Consider the following 16,406-nt stretch of genomic DNA (forward strand, 5'->3'; position numbering starts at 1 on the left):
AACGTTTATGCAGTTCCCACAGACACCGCAACAACACGCACAACTGCCGCTGTTCGATGCATTCATGATGCCCCGCGCACAGCTACTGGACACCCCTCTTCGCCAGATCCCGGTGCTTGACGACATCGTCGAAGCGCCTTGGAGCAATGAGCCTGAGGTCTTCAGTGAATTGTCATTGCGCGGTGCGGCGGGGAACTGCCTGAACCTGCTGGCACCCATCCTGCGCGACCTGAGCGAAGGTCGAAGCGATCGCTGGCTGACCCTGATTGCCCCACCCACCAGCGTGACTCAAGCATGGCTGAGGGACGCAGGTCTGAACCGGGAACGCATTATCCTGATGCACCCGCGGGGCACCCAAACCGCACTGGAATTGACACGCGAAGCCCTGCGACTGGGCCGCAGCCACACCGTGGTCAGCTGGGTCAATCCGATTTCAGGCAGTGCGAAGCAGCAACTCATCAATGCGGCGCGAGCGGGTGACGCGCAAAGCTTGAACATTCGCCTGGGCTGATTCAGCCAGGCGACACACAGGGCAAAGACGACAGAGAGCGGGGCTTCTGCGTGATAGAGAAGCCGCCAGACAGGTAATACGAGATTGATCCATAAAGGATCAATGCAGGACGCGAGGCCCCTCTTCTTCTTTGGTCAGTTCGCCTTCAGCCAGACGACCGGCCATTTGCACACCCACACTGAGCATCGCCTTGGCGACTTCAACGTGTTGGCCTTGCAGAAATGCCTTGGCATCCTCGGAGAAATTCAAGGTCACCAGAGACCCTTCATCCTCGGCACGGCGCAACTCGATGCGGCCGTCAGGCAGTTCGACAATTTCCAGAAAAGAGGTTGGCATCAGGACAGTTCTCCACGAAAGGCGCGCAGTATAACAGCCTGATGACACATGCCCTAGACCTCGCTCGAAATGCCCTGACGCCCGGTGATGCGATATCAGGAACGCCTCAGCACTCACTCAGCCCTTCACGAAAGCGGATCGCCAGGCCCTTGAGCTGCTGTCGCCAGCTTTCCATTTCTTCGCGGGTCAGTTCCGGCTCGGCTTCGTCCTCGACACCCACCGCGATGATCAGCGGCTGCGTCACGTCACCTTTTGGCTTCTTCGGTGCGCGAGGCGGCTGAAAAAGCGCGTTGTAGGACGCCAGCAATTGCGCAAGCCAGGTTTCACGCTGCCCGGCCAATTCGACCAGTTCAGCCATTTCTGGAATGGCAATCGCCTCCAGCACCTTGGGCGTCAGCAGGTCTTCAGCCCGAGACGTCGTCGCTTGAGGCAGACGGTAGAAACCGGCAATTTCGTGGCACAACCCCAACAGCGCGCCATACAAATGGAACACAGCGGACTCGCGCTCCGCTTGCACAAGGCCTTGCGCGTTCATGGCGGTGCTGGTGGACGCCTTGGCCATGGCTTCAAGGGCAAGACCTGCGAAAAACAGCTTCTGGTTGGTGCGGGTATAGAGTTCGTGAGCCATGACTTGTGGCCTCCCCATCAATGAATGTGAACGAGCACGCCAGGCAAAAAAATCCCTCGATGCACAGGACAGCCACCGAGGGATTCTTTTAACGCAAAGCGCCTTCGCTTGCCAGCCGCTTTCTGTGCGGCATCAGGCGATCAACGCTTGTCTTCGACCTTCCAGGTGCCGCCATCGTAGAACGCACGCCAGCCGGTAGGCTTGCCATCCACCTCGGTCTGTACATATTGCTCTTTGGACTTGCGGCTGTAGCGGATCACCGCTGGACGGCCATCCGGGTCCTTCTGTGGCGCTTCGCACAGGAAGTGGTACTTCGGATCGATCTCGGACTTGTGCGGCACGATTTCCAGCACCAACGGAGCGCGGGTTTCGCGGTTTTTCGGGAACTGACTGGCGGCCAGGAACAACCCCGAGGCACCGTCACGCAGGATGTAGGTGTCGTCGACCTTCTCGCACTTGAGCTCCGGCATCTTGACCGGGTCCATCTTCGGCGGCGCCGCCTCGCCATTTTTGAGCAGCTTGCGGGTGTTCTTGCAATTGGTGCAGCCGAAGAATTTGCCGAAACGGCCGGTCTTGAGCTGCATTTCGCCGCCACACTTGTCGCACTCGACGCTCGGGCCTTCGTAGCCCTTGATGCGATAGCTGCCCTCTTCGATTTCGTAGCCTGCGCAATCAGGATTATTACCGCAGATGTGCAGCTTGCGCTTCTCGTCCAGCAGATAAGCGTCCATCGCCGTGCTGCAGATTGGGCAGCGATGCTTGCCACGCAACACGCGGGACTCCGATTCGCCCTCGTCATCTTCAGCAATTTCATCGCCTGGCGTCAGGTTGACCGTAGCCTTGCAACGCTCTTTCGGTGGCAGGCTGTAGCCCGAGCAGCCTAGGAACACACCAGTGGACGCCGTCCGAATCTGCATTGGGCGACCACAGACCTTGCACGGAATGTCGGTCATCACCGGCTCGTTGGCACGCATGCCGCCGCCCGCCACCTCGGCCACTTCCAGCTTCTTCTTGAAGTCGCCGTAGAATTCGTCGAGTACGTTTTTCCAGTCACGCTCGCCCTGGGCCACATCGTCGAGGTTCTCTTCCATCCCGGCAGTGAAGCCGTAGTCCATCAGGTTGGAGAAGCTTTCGGACAGGCGCTCGGTGACGATGTCGCCCATTTTTTCCGAGTAGAAGCGGCGGTTGTGCAGCGCCACGTAGCCACGGTCCTGAATGGTCGAGATGATCGCCGCATAGGTCGATGGACGGCCGATTCCGCGCTTTTCCATCTCTTTCACCAGGCTCGCTTCCGAGTAACGCGCAGGCGGCTTGGTGAAGTGCTGGCTCGGATCGAGCTTGATCAGTTTCAGCGTCTCGCCCTGGGCCATTTCCGGCAACACAGCGTCATCGCCTGGCTTGCTCATTTGTGGCAGCACACGGGTGTAGCCATCGAACTTCAGAATACGGCCCTTGGCGCGCAGCTCGAACTCGCTCGCCGCAACGCTGACAGTGGTCGACAGGTATTGCGCAGGTGGCATCTGGCAGGCCACGAACTGGCGCCAGATCAAGTCGTACAGACGCTCGGCGTCACGCTCCATCCCCGACAGCTTGCTCGGGTGGGTGTTGACGTCGGAGGGACGAATCGCTTCGTGAGCCTCTTGTGCGCCTTCCTTGCTGCTGTAGACGTTCGGCGAGTCCGGCAGGTATTTCTTGCCGAACTCGTTCTCGATGTAGGCGCGGGCCATGGCCACCGCGTCGGCCGACAGGTTGGTCGAGTCGGTACGCATGTAAGTGATGTAGCCCGCCTCATAAAGACGCTGGGCCATCATCATGGTTTTCTTCACGCCGAAGCCCAGACGATTGCTCGCCGCCTGCTGCAACGTAGAGGTGATGAACGGTGCCGACGGCTTGCTGCTGGTCGGTTTGTCCTCACGCTTGGCGACGCTGTAGGACGACGCCTTGAGCTTCTCCAGCGCTGCCATGGCCTGGGCTTCGTTCAGTGGCTTGAACGCTTCGCCGTTCTCGCGGGCGACCTCGAAGCGCACATTGGCGCCCTTGGAGGTGCCCAGATCGGCGTGAACTTCCCAATATTCCTCGGGGATGAACGCACGAATCTCGCGCTCACGCTCGACCACCAGCTTCACGGCAACCGACTGCACACGACCCGCAGACAGACCACGGGCGATCTTCTGCCACAGCAGCGGCGAAACCATGTAGCCCACGACGCGGTCCAGGAAGCGGCGGGCCTGCTGGGCGTTGACCCGGGCGATGTCCAGCTCTCCCGGCTTGGAGAAGGCTTCCTGGATAGCTTTCTTGGTGATTTCGTTGAACACCACACGTTTGTAGCGCTCGTCGTCACCGCCAATGGCTTCCCGCAGGTGCCAGGCAATGGCCTCCCCTTCGCGGTCCAAGTCCGTTGCGAGATAGATGGTGTCAGCGTCTTTGGCGAGACGGCGCAGCTCGTCGATCACCTTCTCCTTGCCGGGAAGGATTTCGTACTTGGCTTTCCAGCCGTGCTCGGGGTCGACGCCCATGCGCGCCACCAGTTGGCGTTTGGCTTTTTCCTTGGCCGACAATGCAGGCGCTTCGGAAGCCGTCTTGCCCTTCTTGGCGGCGGGCTCTTTCGCAGCGCCAGCCGAACCGCTGGTAGGCAGGTCTCGGATATGGCCGATACTCGACTTCACCACGTACTGGCTGCCCAGGTACTTGTTGATGGTCTTGGCCTTAGCCGGGGATTCCACAATGACCAGCGATTTGCCCATGGATCGGAAAATTCCTAATGCAAGAAAAAAAGACGTTGGAGCCGTCGAGGCCCCGCTATATATAGTGGCTACAAGGTGAGGTCAAGCAGAGGCTACTGCAAGGTCTCGCCTCATGACCGTGAAAAAAGGTCAGGTTCGGCCTGCACCAAAGCAAAGCGCGGCACTTGCTCGCCGTCAACCTCGACCGACTCCAGAAACATGCTCAGCGGGCGCACCCACAGCCCGAATTCGCCATACAGGGCCTGATAGAACACCACTGCCTCTTCAGTCTCGGAATGCTTCGCGACACCGAAAACACGGTACTCGGGGCCTTTGTAGTGACGATAGAGACCTGGCTGTAACTGCATGCTGCGGACCTCACGGATTACGCTTAAAAAAACTTTCAAAAAACGTTTCCCGACAAAAACGAAAGCCGGGGCACGTGGCCCCGGCTTGAACACTCACACCGATCAAACGCGTTCGAAGACGGTGGAAATGCCCTGACCCAAGCCAATGCACATGGTGGCTACACCCAGGGTGCCGCCCTTCTGCTTCATGACGTTGAGCAGCGTGCCGGAAATGCGCGCCCCCGAGCAACCGAACGGGTGACCCAACGCAATCGCGCCGCCGTGCAGGTTAACCTTCTGGTCCATCTTGTCGAGCACTTTCAAATCTTTCAGCACTGGCAGCGCCTGCGCCGCGAAGGCTTCATTGAGCTCGAAGTAGTCGATGTCGTTAATGCTCAAACCCGCGCGCTTGAGCGCTTTCTGGGTCGCCGGAACCGGACCGTACCCCATGATCGCAGGGTCGACACCCGCCACCGCCATGGAGCGAATCACCGCCATCGGCTGAATGCCCAGATCCATCGCCCGCTGGCCCGACATCACGATCATGCAGGAAGCGCCGTCGGTGATCTGCGACGATGTACCCGCCGTCACGGTGCCACCTTTGGGGTTGAACGCCGGCTTCAACGTCGCCAGGCTTTCCAGCGAAGTCTCGGGACGAATGGTTTCGTCGTAGTCGAACATCTTCAGGAAGCCGTTCTCGTCATACCCTTGCATAGGGATGATTTCGTCCTTGAAGTTGCCTTCCACGGTGGCCTGGTGCGCCAGACGGTGCGAGCGAACGCCGAATGCATCCTGTGCTTCACGGGTGATGCCGTGCATCTTGCCGAGCATTTCGGCGGTCAGGCCCATCATGCCCGAAGCCTTGGCCGCATACAGCGACAGGTGCGGGTTCGGATCGACGCCATGCATCATGCCTACGTGGCCCATGTGCTCGACGCCGCCAATGACGAAAACGTCACCGTTGTTGCTCATGATCGCCTGAGCCGCAGTGTGCAACGCGCTCATGGACGAACCGCACAGACGGCTGACGGTCTGGGCCGCCGAGGTGTGCGGGATCTGGGTCATCAACGACGCCATGCGCGCGATGTTCCAGCCTTGCTCCAGCGTCTGGTTGACGCAGCCCCAGATCACGTCCTCGACTTCAGCCGGGTCGACCTTGGAGTTGCGCTCCAGCAGTTTGCTGATCAGATGCGCCGACATGTCTTCGGCACGGGTGTTACGGTGCATGCCACCCTTGGAGCGGCCCATCGGTGTGCGACCGAAGTCGACAATCACGACGTCTCTCGGATTCAAGCTCATATTCTCACCTGTTCGTTGGGCACTTAACCGAAGAAGCGCTGGCCGTTCTTGGCCATTTCACGCAGCTTCGCAGTGGGGTGGTACAAAGCGCCCAAATCAGCGTATTGGTCAGCCAGGGCAACGAATTCAGCCACACCGATCGAGTCGATGTAGCGCAGCGCACCGCCGCGGAACGGAGGGAAACCGATGCCGTAGATCAGGCCCATGTCGGCCTCGGCCGCCGTCTCGACGATGCCGTCTTCCAGGCAGCGCACGGTTTCCAGGCACAGCGGGATCATCATCCAGTTGATGATGTCGTCATCGCTGACTTCACGCTGCTCGTAGATGACCGGCTTGAGCACTTCCAGCACGGAAGCGTCGACGACTTTCTTCGGCTTGCCCTTCTTGTCGGTCTCGTAAACGTAGAAGCCTTTGCCGTTCTTCTGGCCCAGGCGGTTGGCGTCATACAGCGCGTCAACGGCGGAGCGACGGTCGTCTTTCATGCGGTCCGGGAAGCCCTCGGCCATGACGTCACGACCGTGGTGGCCGGTGTCGATGCCGACCACGTCCATCAGGTATGCCGGGCCCATTGGCCAGCCGAACTTCTCCATGACCTTGTCGATGCGCACGAAGTCCACACCCGCGCTGACCAGCTTGGCGAAGCCGCCGAAGTACGGGAACAGGATGCGGTTGACCAAAAAGCCCGGGCAGTCATTGACCACGATCGGGTTCTTGCCCATTTTCTTGGCGTAGGCCACGGTGGTCGCGACCGCGACTTCGCTGGACTTCTCACCACGGATCACTTCGACCAGCGGCATCATGTGCACCGGGTTGAAGAAGTGCATGCCGACGAAGTTCTCAGGCCGCTTGAGTGCCTTGGCCAGCAGGCTGATGGAGATGGTCGAGGTGTTCGAGGCCAGAATGGTGTCTTCCCCCACCTGCCCTTCCACTTCGGCCAATACGGCCTGTTTGACTTTCGGGTTCTCGACCACCGCTTCGACCACCAGATCCGCGTGAGCAAAGTCACCGTAGGACAGAGTCGGACGGATCGCGCTCAGCGCTTCGGCCATCTTCGCCGGGGTCAGGCGACCTTTTTCGACGCGTTTTCCCAGCAGTTTCGACGCTTCGCTCAGACCCAGTTGGATGGCCTCTTCACGAATGTCCTTCATCAGGATCGGCGTGCCTTTTACCGCCGACTGATAGGCGATACCGCCACCCATGATGCCGGCGCCCAACACGGCAGCCTGCTTCACGTCCTTGGCGACTTCGTCATACTTCTTGGCTTTCTTTTTCAGTTCCTGATCGTTCAGGAACAGGCCGATCAGACTTTCGGCAGCCGAAGTCTTGGCCATCTTCACGAAGCCCGCAGCTTCGACTTCCAGCGCCTTGTCGCGACCGAAGTTGGCGGCTTTCTGGATGGTCTTGATCGCTTCGACCGGCGCCGGGTAGTTCGGGCCTGCCTGACCGGCGACGAAACCTTTGGCGGTTTCGAAAGCCATCATCTGCTCGATGGCGTTGAGTTTCAGCTTGTCCAGCTTCGGCTGACGCTTGGCCTTGAAGTCGAACTCGCCGGAAATGGCGCGTTTGATCAGGTCCAGTGCAGCGTCCTGCAGTTTCTCCGGCACGACCACCGCATCGACAGCGCCCACTTTCAGGGCGTCTTCGGCGCGATTGTCTTTACCCGACGCGATCCATTCGACAGCGTTGTCGACGCCAATCAGACGCGGCAGGCGCACGGTGCCGCCGAAACCCGGGTAGATGCCCAGCTTGACTTCCGGCAGGCCGATCTTGGCTTCGGTGGACATGACGCGGAAATCCGCTGCCAGACACATCTCCAGACCGCCACCCAGCGCGATGCCGTTGATGGCCACCAGAGTCGGCACGTTCAGGTCTTCGAAGTCACTGAAGATCTTGTTCGCTTCAAGGTTACCGGCGATCAGCTCGGCGTCCGGCAGCTTGAAGTTATCGACGAATTCGGTGATGTCGGCGCCGACGATGAACACGTCTTTGCCGCTGGTGACGATGACGCCCTTGATCGAGGCGTCGGCCTTGATGGCGTCGACCGCCTGGCGCAGGTCGTTGAGGGTGAGGCGGTTGAACTTGTTGACGGACTCACCCTTGAGGTCGAATTTCAATTCGACGATGCCACTTTCAAGAGCCTTAACCGTGATGGCTTTACCTTCGTAAATCATCAACTGATCTCCACGATATGGAAGCTGAACAATACGCGTCAGACGCTGAAATCCGGCGCAAATCACGACGTTTTCGTGGTTGCGAACACCAAACGCCAGTTACCCCGTCGACGCGATTCGGGCGTCTGTCAGAGCATTCCTACGGCAAACACTCAATTCATACGCCCGTTTGATTTGGGTGCGCCTACCTTCTGCCATATTCCAGCAATTGTCAATTCGCCCGACAGCGGACAAAACCGGCAAATCACAGGTAAAAGACACATTTGATAAACGACCATTCAGCAAAATGATCACGTTCAATGAATGAAGGGATGACTAAACACGTAAAGCGACGACCGGTGCGCAAATACCGAAAAAAATCGGGATCCACAGCAGACAAATGCACCAATAAGGTCTACATTCACCGCACTGCGCATCAAGACGGGTCGTTTTCGGTTTTTGGAGTGAAACGAATTTGAGCGTTCTTTTGCGGTGTTGCACCGCAAAACGTCACGAATGAAGCGCTAACAGAATTACGGCCTGCCTGGCCAACCCCCAGCCCGATGTTGTTATCGGGCTTTTTAATGCCTGCGATTTGATGTGAGCGCCTTGTTCCGATTTAGGCCAGGGCTTTCAGCACCACGGCAACGCGTTGCAACACTTCTTCATTGCCCCGCTCGGCCCAGTACAGCGCCAGCATCTGCTGGCTGGCTTCGATTTTATAGACGTCCGCAGGCAACGTCTGAAAATGGCCCAGCAACCGAGCATCCTCACAGGGTTCACGCCATTGATTGACCCAGGTTCCTGGCGTCGTTTGCCAATAAGTCCACGTATCAGGGTCGCGCCGGCTGCGGGGCCGATGATATTGGGCGCAAGGGCTGGGAGGCTCGACGGGTAGCCAGTGCGGCCACTCTTGGGGCATCAGTTGCATGGCCAGCCCCATGCGCCGTGCGGCCAGACGAATCGCCATCCGGCCGCTCTGGGATCGAGATGGGCGCAGCCATACCAGAGGACTCAGTACCACCGCAATGATTGACAGCACTATCCACACCGTCATATGTCTATGCCCCTGTCGCGGGGAGCGACGAGCGAAACATGACGGCGTGCCATGAGGCGCGTGAAAAGAGCCATAATCAAAATCATCGCAGACCTCAGAAGGAACATCCCATGTCCTATGAACATATTCTGGTTGCCGTGGACCTCACTGAAGAGTGCGATCCGGTCATCAAGAAGGCCATGAATCTGGCCCTGGGCACCAACGCCAAACTGTCGCTGGTGCATATCGTCGAGCCCATGGCCATGGCCTTTGGCGGCGACGTGCCGATGGACCTGTCGCAATTGCAACAACAGCAATTCGACCAAGCCAAGGAAAAGCTGGAGGCCCTGAAACTCAAATACCCGGAAGTGAAAACCGGTGACAGCCACCTGACCTACGGCCAGCCGCGCCAGGAAATCCATCAACTGGCCAAGGAGCACAAGGTCGATCTGATCGTCGTGGGCAGCCATGGCCGTCACGGCCTGTCGCTGCTGCTGGGCTCCACCGCCAATGACGTGCTGCATGGCGCACCGTGTGACGTATTGGCGGTACGACTGGTTAAGCGCGCCGAGTAAGTAGCCGCCCGATCCATCGCAAGCCGTGCACTTGGTGTGGGAGCCGGCTTGCTGGCGAAAGCGGTGCTTCAGCTACCGGCCACGTAACTGATTCACCGCTTTCGCCACCAAGGCGGCTCCCACAGAAATCGAGCCAGATCCAGGGATTGTGTTCGACGCCGAACCTTGCAGGAGCCGACTTGCTGGCGCATGCAAGGATTACGGCCGACCTGATCCGTTACTCGTCGAGTTCAGCCCAACGCTCGACCAGCGCATCCAGCTCTTTGTTCAACTGCTCAAGAGAAGCCAGCACCTGAGTGGTTTCAGCCGCAGGGCGCTGATAGAAGCCCGGATTGGCAATGTCGGCCTGAACCGCTGCGATCTGTTGCTCTTTGGCATCGATCTCACCCGGCAACGCTTCCAGCTCTCGTTGCAGCTTATAACTGAGTTTCTTTTTCGCCGCCGGAGCAGCTTCCTGAACCGGCGCAGGCGCAGCGGCCACCGGCTCGACAATCGCTGAATTCAGGTCAGCCTTGCCGGATTTGCTTTCCGTCACCCCCAGCAAACGCGGCGAGCCGCCCTGACGCAGCCAGTCCTGATAACCGCCGACGTATTCACGCACCTTACCCTCGCCTTCGAACACCAGCGTGCTGGTGACCACGTTGTCGAGAAACGCCCGGTCGTGGCTGACCATCAGCACGGTGCCTTTGAAGTTCGACAACACTTCTTCGAGCAGTTCGAGGGTTTCGACGTCCAGATCGTTGGTCGGCTCGTCGAGTACCAGCAGGTTAGCGGGCTTGCTGAACAGCTTGGCCAGCAGCAAACGGGCGCGCTCACCGCCGGACAGCGCCTTGACCGGAGTACGGGCACGCTGAGGGCTGAACAGGAAATCGCCCAGATAGCTCAATACATGGCGGTTCTGACCGTCGATCTCGATGAAGTCCCGACCTTCGGAAATGTTGTCGATGACGGTCTTTTCCAGGTCCAGTTGATGGCGTAACTGATCGAAATAGGCCACTTCCAGGTTGGTGCCGACCTCAACGGTGCCCGAGGTCGGCTGGAGGTTGTCCAGCATCAGCTTGAGCAGCGTGGTCTTGCCCGTGCCGTTGGCCCCCAGCAGACCGATGCGGTCCTCACGCTGCAGGACCATGGAAAAATCCTTGATCAACGTCGGGCCACCCGGGTGCGCGAAGCTGACGTTTTCCAGCACCATCACCTGCTTGCCGGACTTTTCGGCGGTGTCCAGCTGAATGTTCGCCTTGCCAGTGCGTTCACGACGCTGGCTGCGCTCGACACGCAGCGCCTTGAGGGCACGTACCCGGCCTTCGTTGCGGGTCCGGCGAGCCTTGATGCCCTGGCGGATCCACACTTCTTCCTGCGCCAGACGCTTGTCGAACAGCGCGTTGGCCGTTTCTTCGGCGGCCAGCGCGGCTTCCTTGTGCACCAGGAAACTGGCGTAATCGCCGTTCCAGTCGATCAAGCCGCCGCGGTCCAGCTCAAGAATGCGCGTGGCCAGGTTTTGCAGGAAAGAGCGGTCGTGGGTAATGAACAGCACCGCCCCCTGGAAATCTTTCAATGCTTCTTCGAGCCAGGCGATGGCGCCGATGTCCAAGTGGTTGGTCGGTTCGTCGAGCAGCAGCAGGTCAGGCTCGGCGACCAATGCCTGGGCCAGCAGCACGCGACGACGCCAACCACCGGAGAGGTCGGCCAGGGTCTTGTCGGCGGGCAACTGCAGACGGCTCAGGGTGCTTTCGACCAGTTGCTGCAGGCGCCAGCCGTCACGGGCTTCGAGGTCCGACTGCACGTGCATCAGTTTGTCGAGGTCTTCGGCGGTAACGATGTTCTGGCTCAGGTGGTGGTACTCGGCGAGCAAGGCGCCCACGCCATCCAGACCTTCGGCCACGACATCGAATACGGTACGGCCATCGGCTACGGGCAACTCCTGTGGCAGTTCACCGATTTTCAGGCCCGGCGCACGCCAGACGCTGCCGTCATCGGGCAACTGCACACCCTTGACCAGTTTCAGCATGCTGGACTTGCCGGTGCCGTTACGACCGATGATGCACACCCGCTCACCACGGGCGATCTGCCAGGACACCTTGTCCAACAACGGCATGGCGCCGAACGCAAGGGACACATCGCTTAATTTGAGCAGGGTCATGAGCTTCTCCAAAAACCGGGCGCGCATTCTACCTGAGATGTGTGAGGTATGGCTTTGGATTCTTACTCTGATGCCAACCACAACGGTTTGTATCCATCTATGACAACCAACAAGCGAGCCCTTTCACCCCGCGCAGGCAACACGCTAAGCTAGCGGCACTTTTCACCGTTCATCTGCACGGAAGTCTCATGCGCAGTCGTTTGTTCAGCCTTTTGTCCTGCCTGCTTCTGTCGGCCACCGCTGCCCAGTCCGTCCAAGCGGTCGATATCACCACCCAACGTCAATATTACGATCAAGCCAAACGTGCGCTGGCCAAAGGCGATACCGGCCCCTATCGGATGTACGCCTCGGCCCTGGCCGATTATCCACTGGAACCTTATCTGGCCTACGACGAGTTGACCGCTCGTCTGAACACTGCCAGCAACGACGAAGTTCAGAAGTTTCTGGCCGCGCACGGCGACCTGCCGCAGGCCAATTTCATGAAATTGCGTTGGTTGCGCCTGCTGGCTTCCCGTGGCGATTGGCAGCCATTCGTCCAGTATTACGACCCGAAACTCAATTTCACCGAGCTGGATTGCCTCTATGGCACCTACCAGCTCAGCCACAATATGCGCTCTGAAGGTTACGCCAACGCCGAAAAGCTCTGGATGACCGGCAAGACCCTGCCGACCGCCTGCGACACCCTGTTCACCCAATGGGCGGTTGAGGGTCAGCTCACCGAGCAGAAACGCTGGCAGCGCGCCAAACTGGCCGCTCAGGCGCGCAACTACGCGCTGGCCAATCAACTGGTCAACAGCATGACCACCCTCGCCCCTCAGGGTCGCTTGCTGATCGCGGTCGCGCAGAAGCCGGAAATGGTCAACAACCAGGGCCAGTTCATGCCCGCCGACGAGGCAATGTCCGATGTGGTGGGACTGGGCCTGCGACGCCTGGCCAAACAGGACCCGCAACGGGCGATGGAGCTGCTGGACAGCTACGCCCCCGTGCTGCATTTCTCCCATGAAGAACAGGTGCAGATCGCCAAGGAAATCGGCCTGACCCTGGCGCGCAGCTACGATGACCGCGCCCTTGAGGTCATGACCAGATACGACCCTGACTTGAAGGACAACACCGTCACCGAATGGCGCCTGCGCCTGTTGCTGCGCCTTGGCCGATGGGGCGATGCCTACGAACTGACCCGCCGACTGCCGCAGGACCTGGCCACCACCAACCGCTGGCGTTATTGGCAGGCCCGTGCGCTGGAGCTGTCGCAACCGAACAACCCACAGGTGCCAGCGCTGTACCGCGCGGTCTCCAAGGAGCGTGATTTCTACGGTTTCCTCGCCGCTGATCGCACGCAGACCCCTTACATGCTCAACAACAAACCACTGATGCTGAGCCAGGCGACGATCAACAAAGTGCGCAACACTCCAGGCGTGCGCCGGGCGCTGGAGTTTTACCAGCGCGGCGAAGTGGTGAACGGTCGTCGCGAGTGGTACCACGTCACCCGCCACTTCACCCGCGATGAAATGGTGGCTCAGGCGAAACTGGCCTACGACATGGGCTGGTACTTCCCGGCCATTCGTACCATCAGCCAAGCGCAGTACTGGGACGATCTGGACATTCGATTCCCGATGGCTCACCGCGACACGCTGGTGCGCGAAGCACAGATTCGCGGTCTGCATTCGAGCTGGGTGTTTGCCATCACCCGTCAGGAAAGCGCGTTCATGGACGACGCCCGCTCCAGCGTCGGTGCCAGCGGCCTGATGCAATTGATGCCAGCCACTGCCAAAGAGACCGCCCGCAAGTTCAGCATTCCGCTGGCCTCCCCCGCCCAGGTGCTTAACCCGGACACCAACATCCAGTTGGGTGCGGCGTACCTGAGCCAGATCCACGGCCAGTTCAACGGCAACCGCGTGCTGGCGTCAGCGGCCTACAACGCCGGGCCAGGCCGGGTCCGCCAGTGGCTCAAGGGCGCGAACCACTTGGCGTTCGACGTCTGGGTCGAAAGCATACCGTTCGACGAAACCCGCCAGTATGTGCAGAACGTGCTGTCTTACGCAGTGATCTACGGCCAGAAGCTCAACGCACCACAGCCGCTGGTGGATTGGCATGAACGGTTTTTCGATGATCTGTAAGGACGGATTCAACTGACCAGCATCGGGAGCTGTCGCATGCGTTCGACGGCAAAGTCGACGAAGCTGCGCACCCGTGCCGAGGCGCGCCGCCCTTCCCGATAAATGAGGTACACGGGCAGCGGCTCCGGCTCGAAGGCTTCCAGCACGGGGAGCAGGTGCCCCGCTTCAAGGTGCTCGTGCACCTGATAGCTCAGGCACGACGCCAACCCTGCCCCTCCGAGCGCCGCATCAAGGGCCGCGACCTGCGTGGTGCAACGTAGCGTCGGCTTCAGCGCCACGCTGCGCAGCGACCCGTTGCGCTGAAATCGCCATTCCAGAACCCGGTTGTCAGCACTACAGAACACCAGCGAATGCCCGTTCAACTCATTCAGCGTGACGGGCGCAGGATGATGTTCGAGGTAGGCCGGGCTGGCGCAAATCATCTGCCGTACGTGACCCACCTTGCGCGCGACCATGTACGCGTCGGGCAAGGCACCGATCAACACCGCGACATCGACACCCTCTTCGTGCAGGTTGGGAAAACGATCCTGATACGCCACCGTCATTTCGATTCCCGGCCAGGCGTCCAGAAAGTCCAGCGCTATCGGCATCAACAAGCGTTCGCCGAACAACAGCGGCGTGACCACGGTCAGCAGTCCGCGAGGTTCACTGTGCAGCCCGTTGGCCGAGGCGTCCGCTTCGTCCACCGCCCGCAACAACCGCGTGCAATCACTGGCGAACTGCCGACCCGCGTCGGTCAGCATTACACCTCGGGTACTGCGCTCCAACAGCCGGGTACCGAGGCGTTTTTCCAACGCCGCCAGAGACCGACTCACCGTGGCCTCGGATACGTCCAGCGCCCTTGAAGCCGCAGCCAGTCCCTGTTCGCGGGCTACGGCCTCAAAGATGGTCATCTGCCGATGGCGCTCCATCAGCGACGCTCCCGCCCCACGGCCTGAATGGCCGGATCTTGCTGCATGCGCTGGACGCAGTAATCGACGAACGTCCGCACTTTGGCCGAGACCTTGCGCTCAGCCTGATAACAGACGTGAATCGGCAGCGGCGGCTCTTCGAAATCTTCCAGGATCAGTTCCAGCTCCCTGCTCGCCACTTGGCTGGCGACCTGATAAGACAACACGCGAGTGATGCCCCAACCCATTCTGGCCGAGGTGATCGCGGCCTGGTTAGCGGACACGGTCAGGCGGGTCTGTAAATCAACGTTCAACGGCTTGCCGTCCTCCATGAATGCCCAGCGACGCACCAGCACACTGGCAGACGAGACGATCAGACGGTGCTCTTTCAGATCCGAGGGGTGTTTCGGACGCCCGTGTATGGCGAGGTAACCGGGGGATGCGCACAGCACACGGCGCACCTCACCGACTTTCACGCCATGCTGACTACTGTCCATCAAATGGCCGATACGCACCGCAACATCGATGCCTTCCTCGACCATTTGCGTGACCCGGTCCAGCAACAAGGCGTTCACGCTGACACCGGGATGCTCCTGCAGATAACCCACCACCAACGGCATGACGAACAGCTCTCCGAACAGCAACGAAGCAGTGACCGTCAGTTGCCCGACGGGCGCGGCGATGCTGCCGCCTGCGGAGTCTTCGGCCTCTTCGAGTTCACTGAGGATGCGACGGCAATCGGTGAGGTAGCGCTGCCCGGCTTCGCTCAGGTGCACGCTGCGCGTGGTGCGTGACAGCAACAGGGTACCGATGCGCTTTTCCAGCGCTGCGACTGCCCGCGTGACACTGGGGGCGGACATGTTCAAGCGCCGGGCAGCCGTGGCGAAGCTGCGCTCCTCGCATACGGCAATGAAGACCTGCATTTCCTGAAATCTGTCCATGGGGGCTCGGCGAAAAACGGAGGCGAATGGACGCGATAGTAGCAAGGTGAGGCGCAATTTAAACCGCTAACGTCGGCGAGACGGAGTGCGCCAGAAGCTGTAATGAAATCGTCGCTTCTGGCCGAAGGCCGTAGGAGGGAGGCTTGTTCGCGATCTGCCGGGAACTGGCAGTAAACCCAACCACCGCGTTGTATCTGATACAACAGAGGTACTGGTTTCGCTGCCGCTGCGCGCCAGATCGCGGGCAAACCTCGCTCCTACGGCCTCCAGCCAGAATCAAGAGCAGCTCGATGCGCCATCAGGCGACCCGCGCCATCCCCCAGATTCCGAACCCCAGCGCCATCAGGCCCCACCCCAGCAGCGGGTGAAACACTACCCGCCATACCAACGCCCGAGGATCAAAGCCCACACCGTGGACGAAACCCGCCGCCACGCCCCACATGATCAGCATCAGCAGGTTGTGGGAATAGTGGCCGTTGGCGTCAAGCATCGACGCCGGGTGGATCAGCAGCACCAGACTCAGTGGCACCGCCATCAGCAGGGACAAGGCCCGACTGATGGAATGCCTGAAAGGTGCGTTCAGCGCCTTAGCGATCACGACCGTTCTCCGCGGCACTGGCGTCCGAGGACTCCAGCCACAGGGCGTTGATGATGCCAAAACTGCAAGCCAGCAATACGCCAAGGATCCAGGCGAAATACCACATGATGTCGTC

15 protein-coding genes are annotated in these 16,406 nt (G+C 59.9%); 3 read left to right on the top strand and 12 right to left on the bottom strand.

Features of this window, described 5'->3' with window-relative positions; genetic code table 11:
* The first annotated feature begins 7 nt into the window (after window positions 1–7).
* On the top strand, window positions 8–511 hold the full coding sequence (gene sulA, locus ACI5GA_RS04290) for an SOS-induced cell division inhibitor SulA (RefSeq protein ID WP_404630465.1): 504 nt from the start codon (window positions 8–10) through the stop codon (window positions 509–511).
* Window positions 512–610: 99 nt separating this feature from the next.
* Here the strand turns inward: sulA and ACI5GA_RS04295 are convergent, their stop codons facing one another.
* From ACI5GA_RS04295 to ACI5GA_RS04325, 7 genes are all read right to left on the bottom strand, one after another.
* Window positions 611–847, bottom strand: a complete 237-nt coding sequence (locus ACI5GA_RS04295; protein ID WP_093467610.1) for a hypothetical protein — start codon at window positions 845–847, stop codon at window positions 611–613.
* A gap of 106 nt (window positions 848–953) precedes the next feature.
* Window positions 954–1,475: a DUF6586 family protein gene (locus tag ACI5GA_RS04300; protein WP_421421882.1), complete on the bottom strand. Its 522-nt coding sequence runs from the start codon at window positions 1,473–1,475 to the stop codon at window positions 954–956.
* 140 nt (window positions 1,476–1,615) lie between these two features.
* On the bottom strand, window positions 1,616–4,219 hold the full coding sequence (gene topA / locus ACI5GA_RS04305) for a type I DNA topoisomerase (RefSeq protein WP_404630469.1): 2,604 nt from the start codon (window positions 4,217–4,219) through the stop codon (window positions 1,616–1,618).
* 110 nt (window positions 4,220–4,329) lie between these two features.
* The gene (locus ACI5GA_RS04310) at window positions 4,330–4,566 is read right to left on the bottom strand and encodes a DUF1653 domain-containing protein (RefSeq protein ID WP_404630471.1); all 237 of its coding nucleotides are present in this window, start codon (window positions 4,564–4,566) and stop codon (window positions 4,330–4,332) included.
* Between the two features lie 102 nt (window positions 4,567–4,668).
* The gene (fadA, locus tag ACI5GA_RS04315; protein ID WP_404630473.1) at window positions 4,669–5,844 is read right to left on the bottom strand and encodes an acetyl-CoA C-acyltransferase FadA; all 1,176 of its coding nucleotides are present in this window, start codon (window positions 5,842–5,844) and stop codon (window positions 4,669–4,671) included.
* A 23-nt stretch (window positions 5,845–5,867) separates the two neighbouring features.
* Window positions 5,868–8,015 (bottom strand): fatty acid oxidation complex subunit alpha FadB, encoded by a 2,148-nt coding sequence (gene fadB / locus ACI5GA_RS04320; RefSeq protein ID WP_404630475.1) that lies wholly within the window; start codon window positions 8,013–8,015, stop codon window positions 5,868–5,870.
* A gap of 598 nt (window positions 8,016–8,613) precedes the next feature.
* Window positions 8,614–9,051: a hypothetical protein gene (locus ACI5GA_RS04325; RefSeq protein ID WP_421421884.1), complete on the bottom strand. Its 438-nt coding sequence runs from the start codon at window positions 9,049–9,051 to the stop codon at window positions 8,614–8,616.
* Window positions 9,052–9,161: 110 nt separating this feature from the next.
* Between ACI5GA_RS04325 and ACI5GA_RS04330 the strand changes: the two genes are divergently transcribed.
* A complete protein-coding gene (locus ACI5GA_RS04330) occupies window positions 9,162–9,605 on the top strand; it encodes a universal stress protein (RefSeq protein ID WP_404630479.1) in 444 nt (147 codons plus the stop codon).
* A gap of 217 nt (window positions 9,606–9,822) precedes the next feature.
* Here ACI5GA_RS04330 and ACI5GA_RS04335 read toward each other — a convergent pair whose 3' ends face one another.
* Entirely contained in the window at window positions 9,823–11,745 is a 1,923-nt protein-coding gene (locus ACI5GA_RS04335; protein WP_404630481.1) for an ATP-binding cassette domain-containing protein, read from the bottom strand.
* Between the two features lie 188 nt (window positions 11,746–11,933).
* Here ACI5GA_RS04335 and ACI5GA_RS04340 point away from each other — a divergent pair, with 188 nt between their 5' ends.
* Window positions 11,934–13,862 (top strand): transglycosylase SLT domain-containing protein, encoded by a 1,929-nt coding sequence (locus ACI5GA_RS04340; RefSeq protein WP_421421887.1) that lies wholly within the window; start codon window positions 11,934–11,936, stop codon window positions 13,860–13,862.
* Between the two features lie 8 nt (window positions 13,863–13,870).
* Here the strand turns inward: ACI5GA_RS04340 and ACI5GA_RS04345 are convergent, their stop codons facing one another.
* The 4 genes from ACI5GA_RS04345 to cydX form a co-directional block, all read right to left on the bottom strand.
* Window positions 13,871–14,773: a LysR family transcriptional regulator gene (locus tag ACI5GA_RS04345; RefSeq protein WP_421421888.1), complete on the bottom strand. Its 903-nt coding sequence runs from the start codon at window positions 14,771–14,773 to the stop codon at window positions 13,871–13,873.
* On the bottom strand, window positions 14,773–15,693 hold the full coding sequence (locus ACI5GA_RS04350; RefSeq protein WP_404630487.1) for a LysR family transcriptional regulator: 921 nt from the start codon (window positions 15,691–15,693) through the stop codon (window positions 14,773–14,775). The genes ACI5GA_RS04345 and ACI5GA_RS04350 overlap by 1 nt, the downstream gene beginning before the upstream one ends.
* Before the next feature lie 298 nt (window positions 15,694–15,991).
* A complete protein-coding gene (locus ACI5GA_RS04355) occupies window positions 15,992–16,291 on the bottom strand; it encodes a cyd operon YbgE family protein (RefSeq protein ID WP_421421890.1) in 300 nt (99 codons plus the stop codon).
* Window positions 16,281–16,397, bottom strand: coding sequence for a cytochrome bd-I oxidase subunit CydX (gene cydX / locus ACI5GA_RS04360; RefSeq protein WP_404630491.1), 117 nt, complete (start codon window positions 16,395–16,397; stop codon window positions 16,281–16,283). The genes ACI5GA_RS04355 and cydX overlap by 11 nt, the downstream gene beginning before the upstream one ends.
* Between the last annotated feature and the right edge of the window lie 9 nt (window positions 16,398–16,406).

It is taken from the genome of Pseudomonas sp. Pseu.R1 (assembly GCF_045764065.1).
GTDB lineage: Bacteria > Pseudomonadota > Gammaproteobacteria > Pseudomonadales > Pseudomonadaceae > Aquipseudomonas.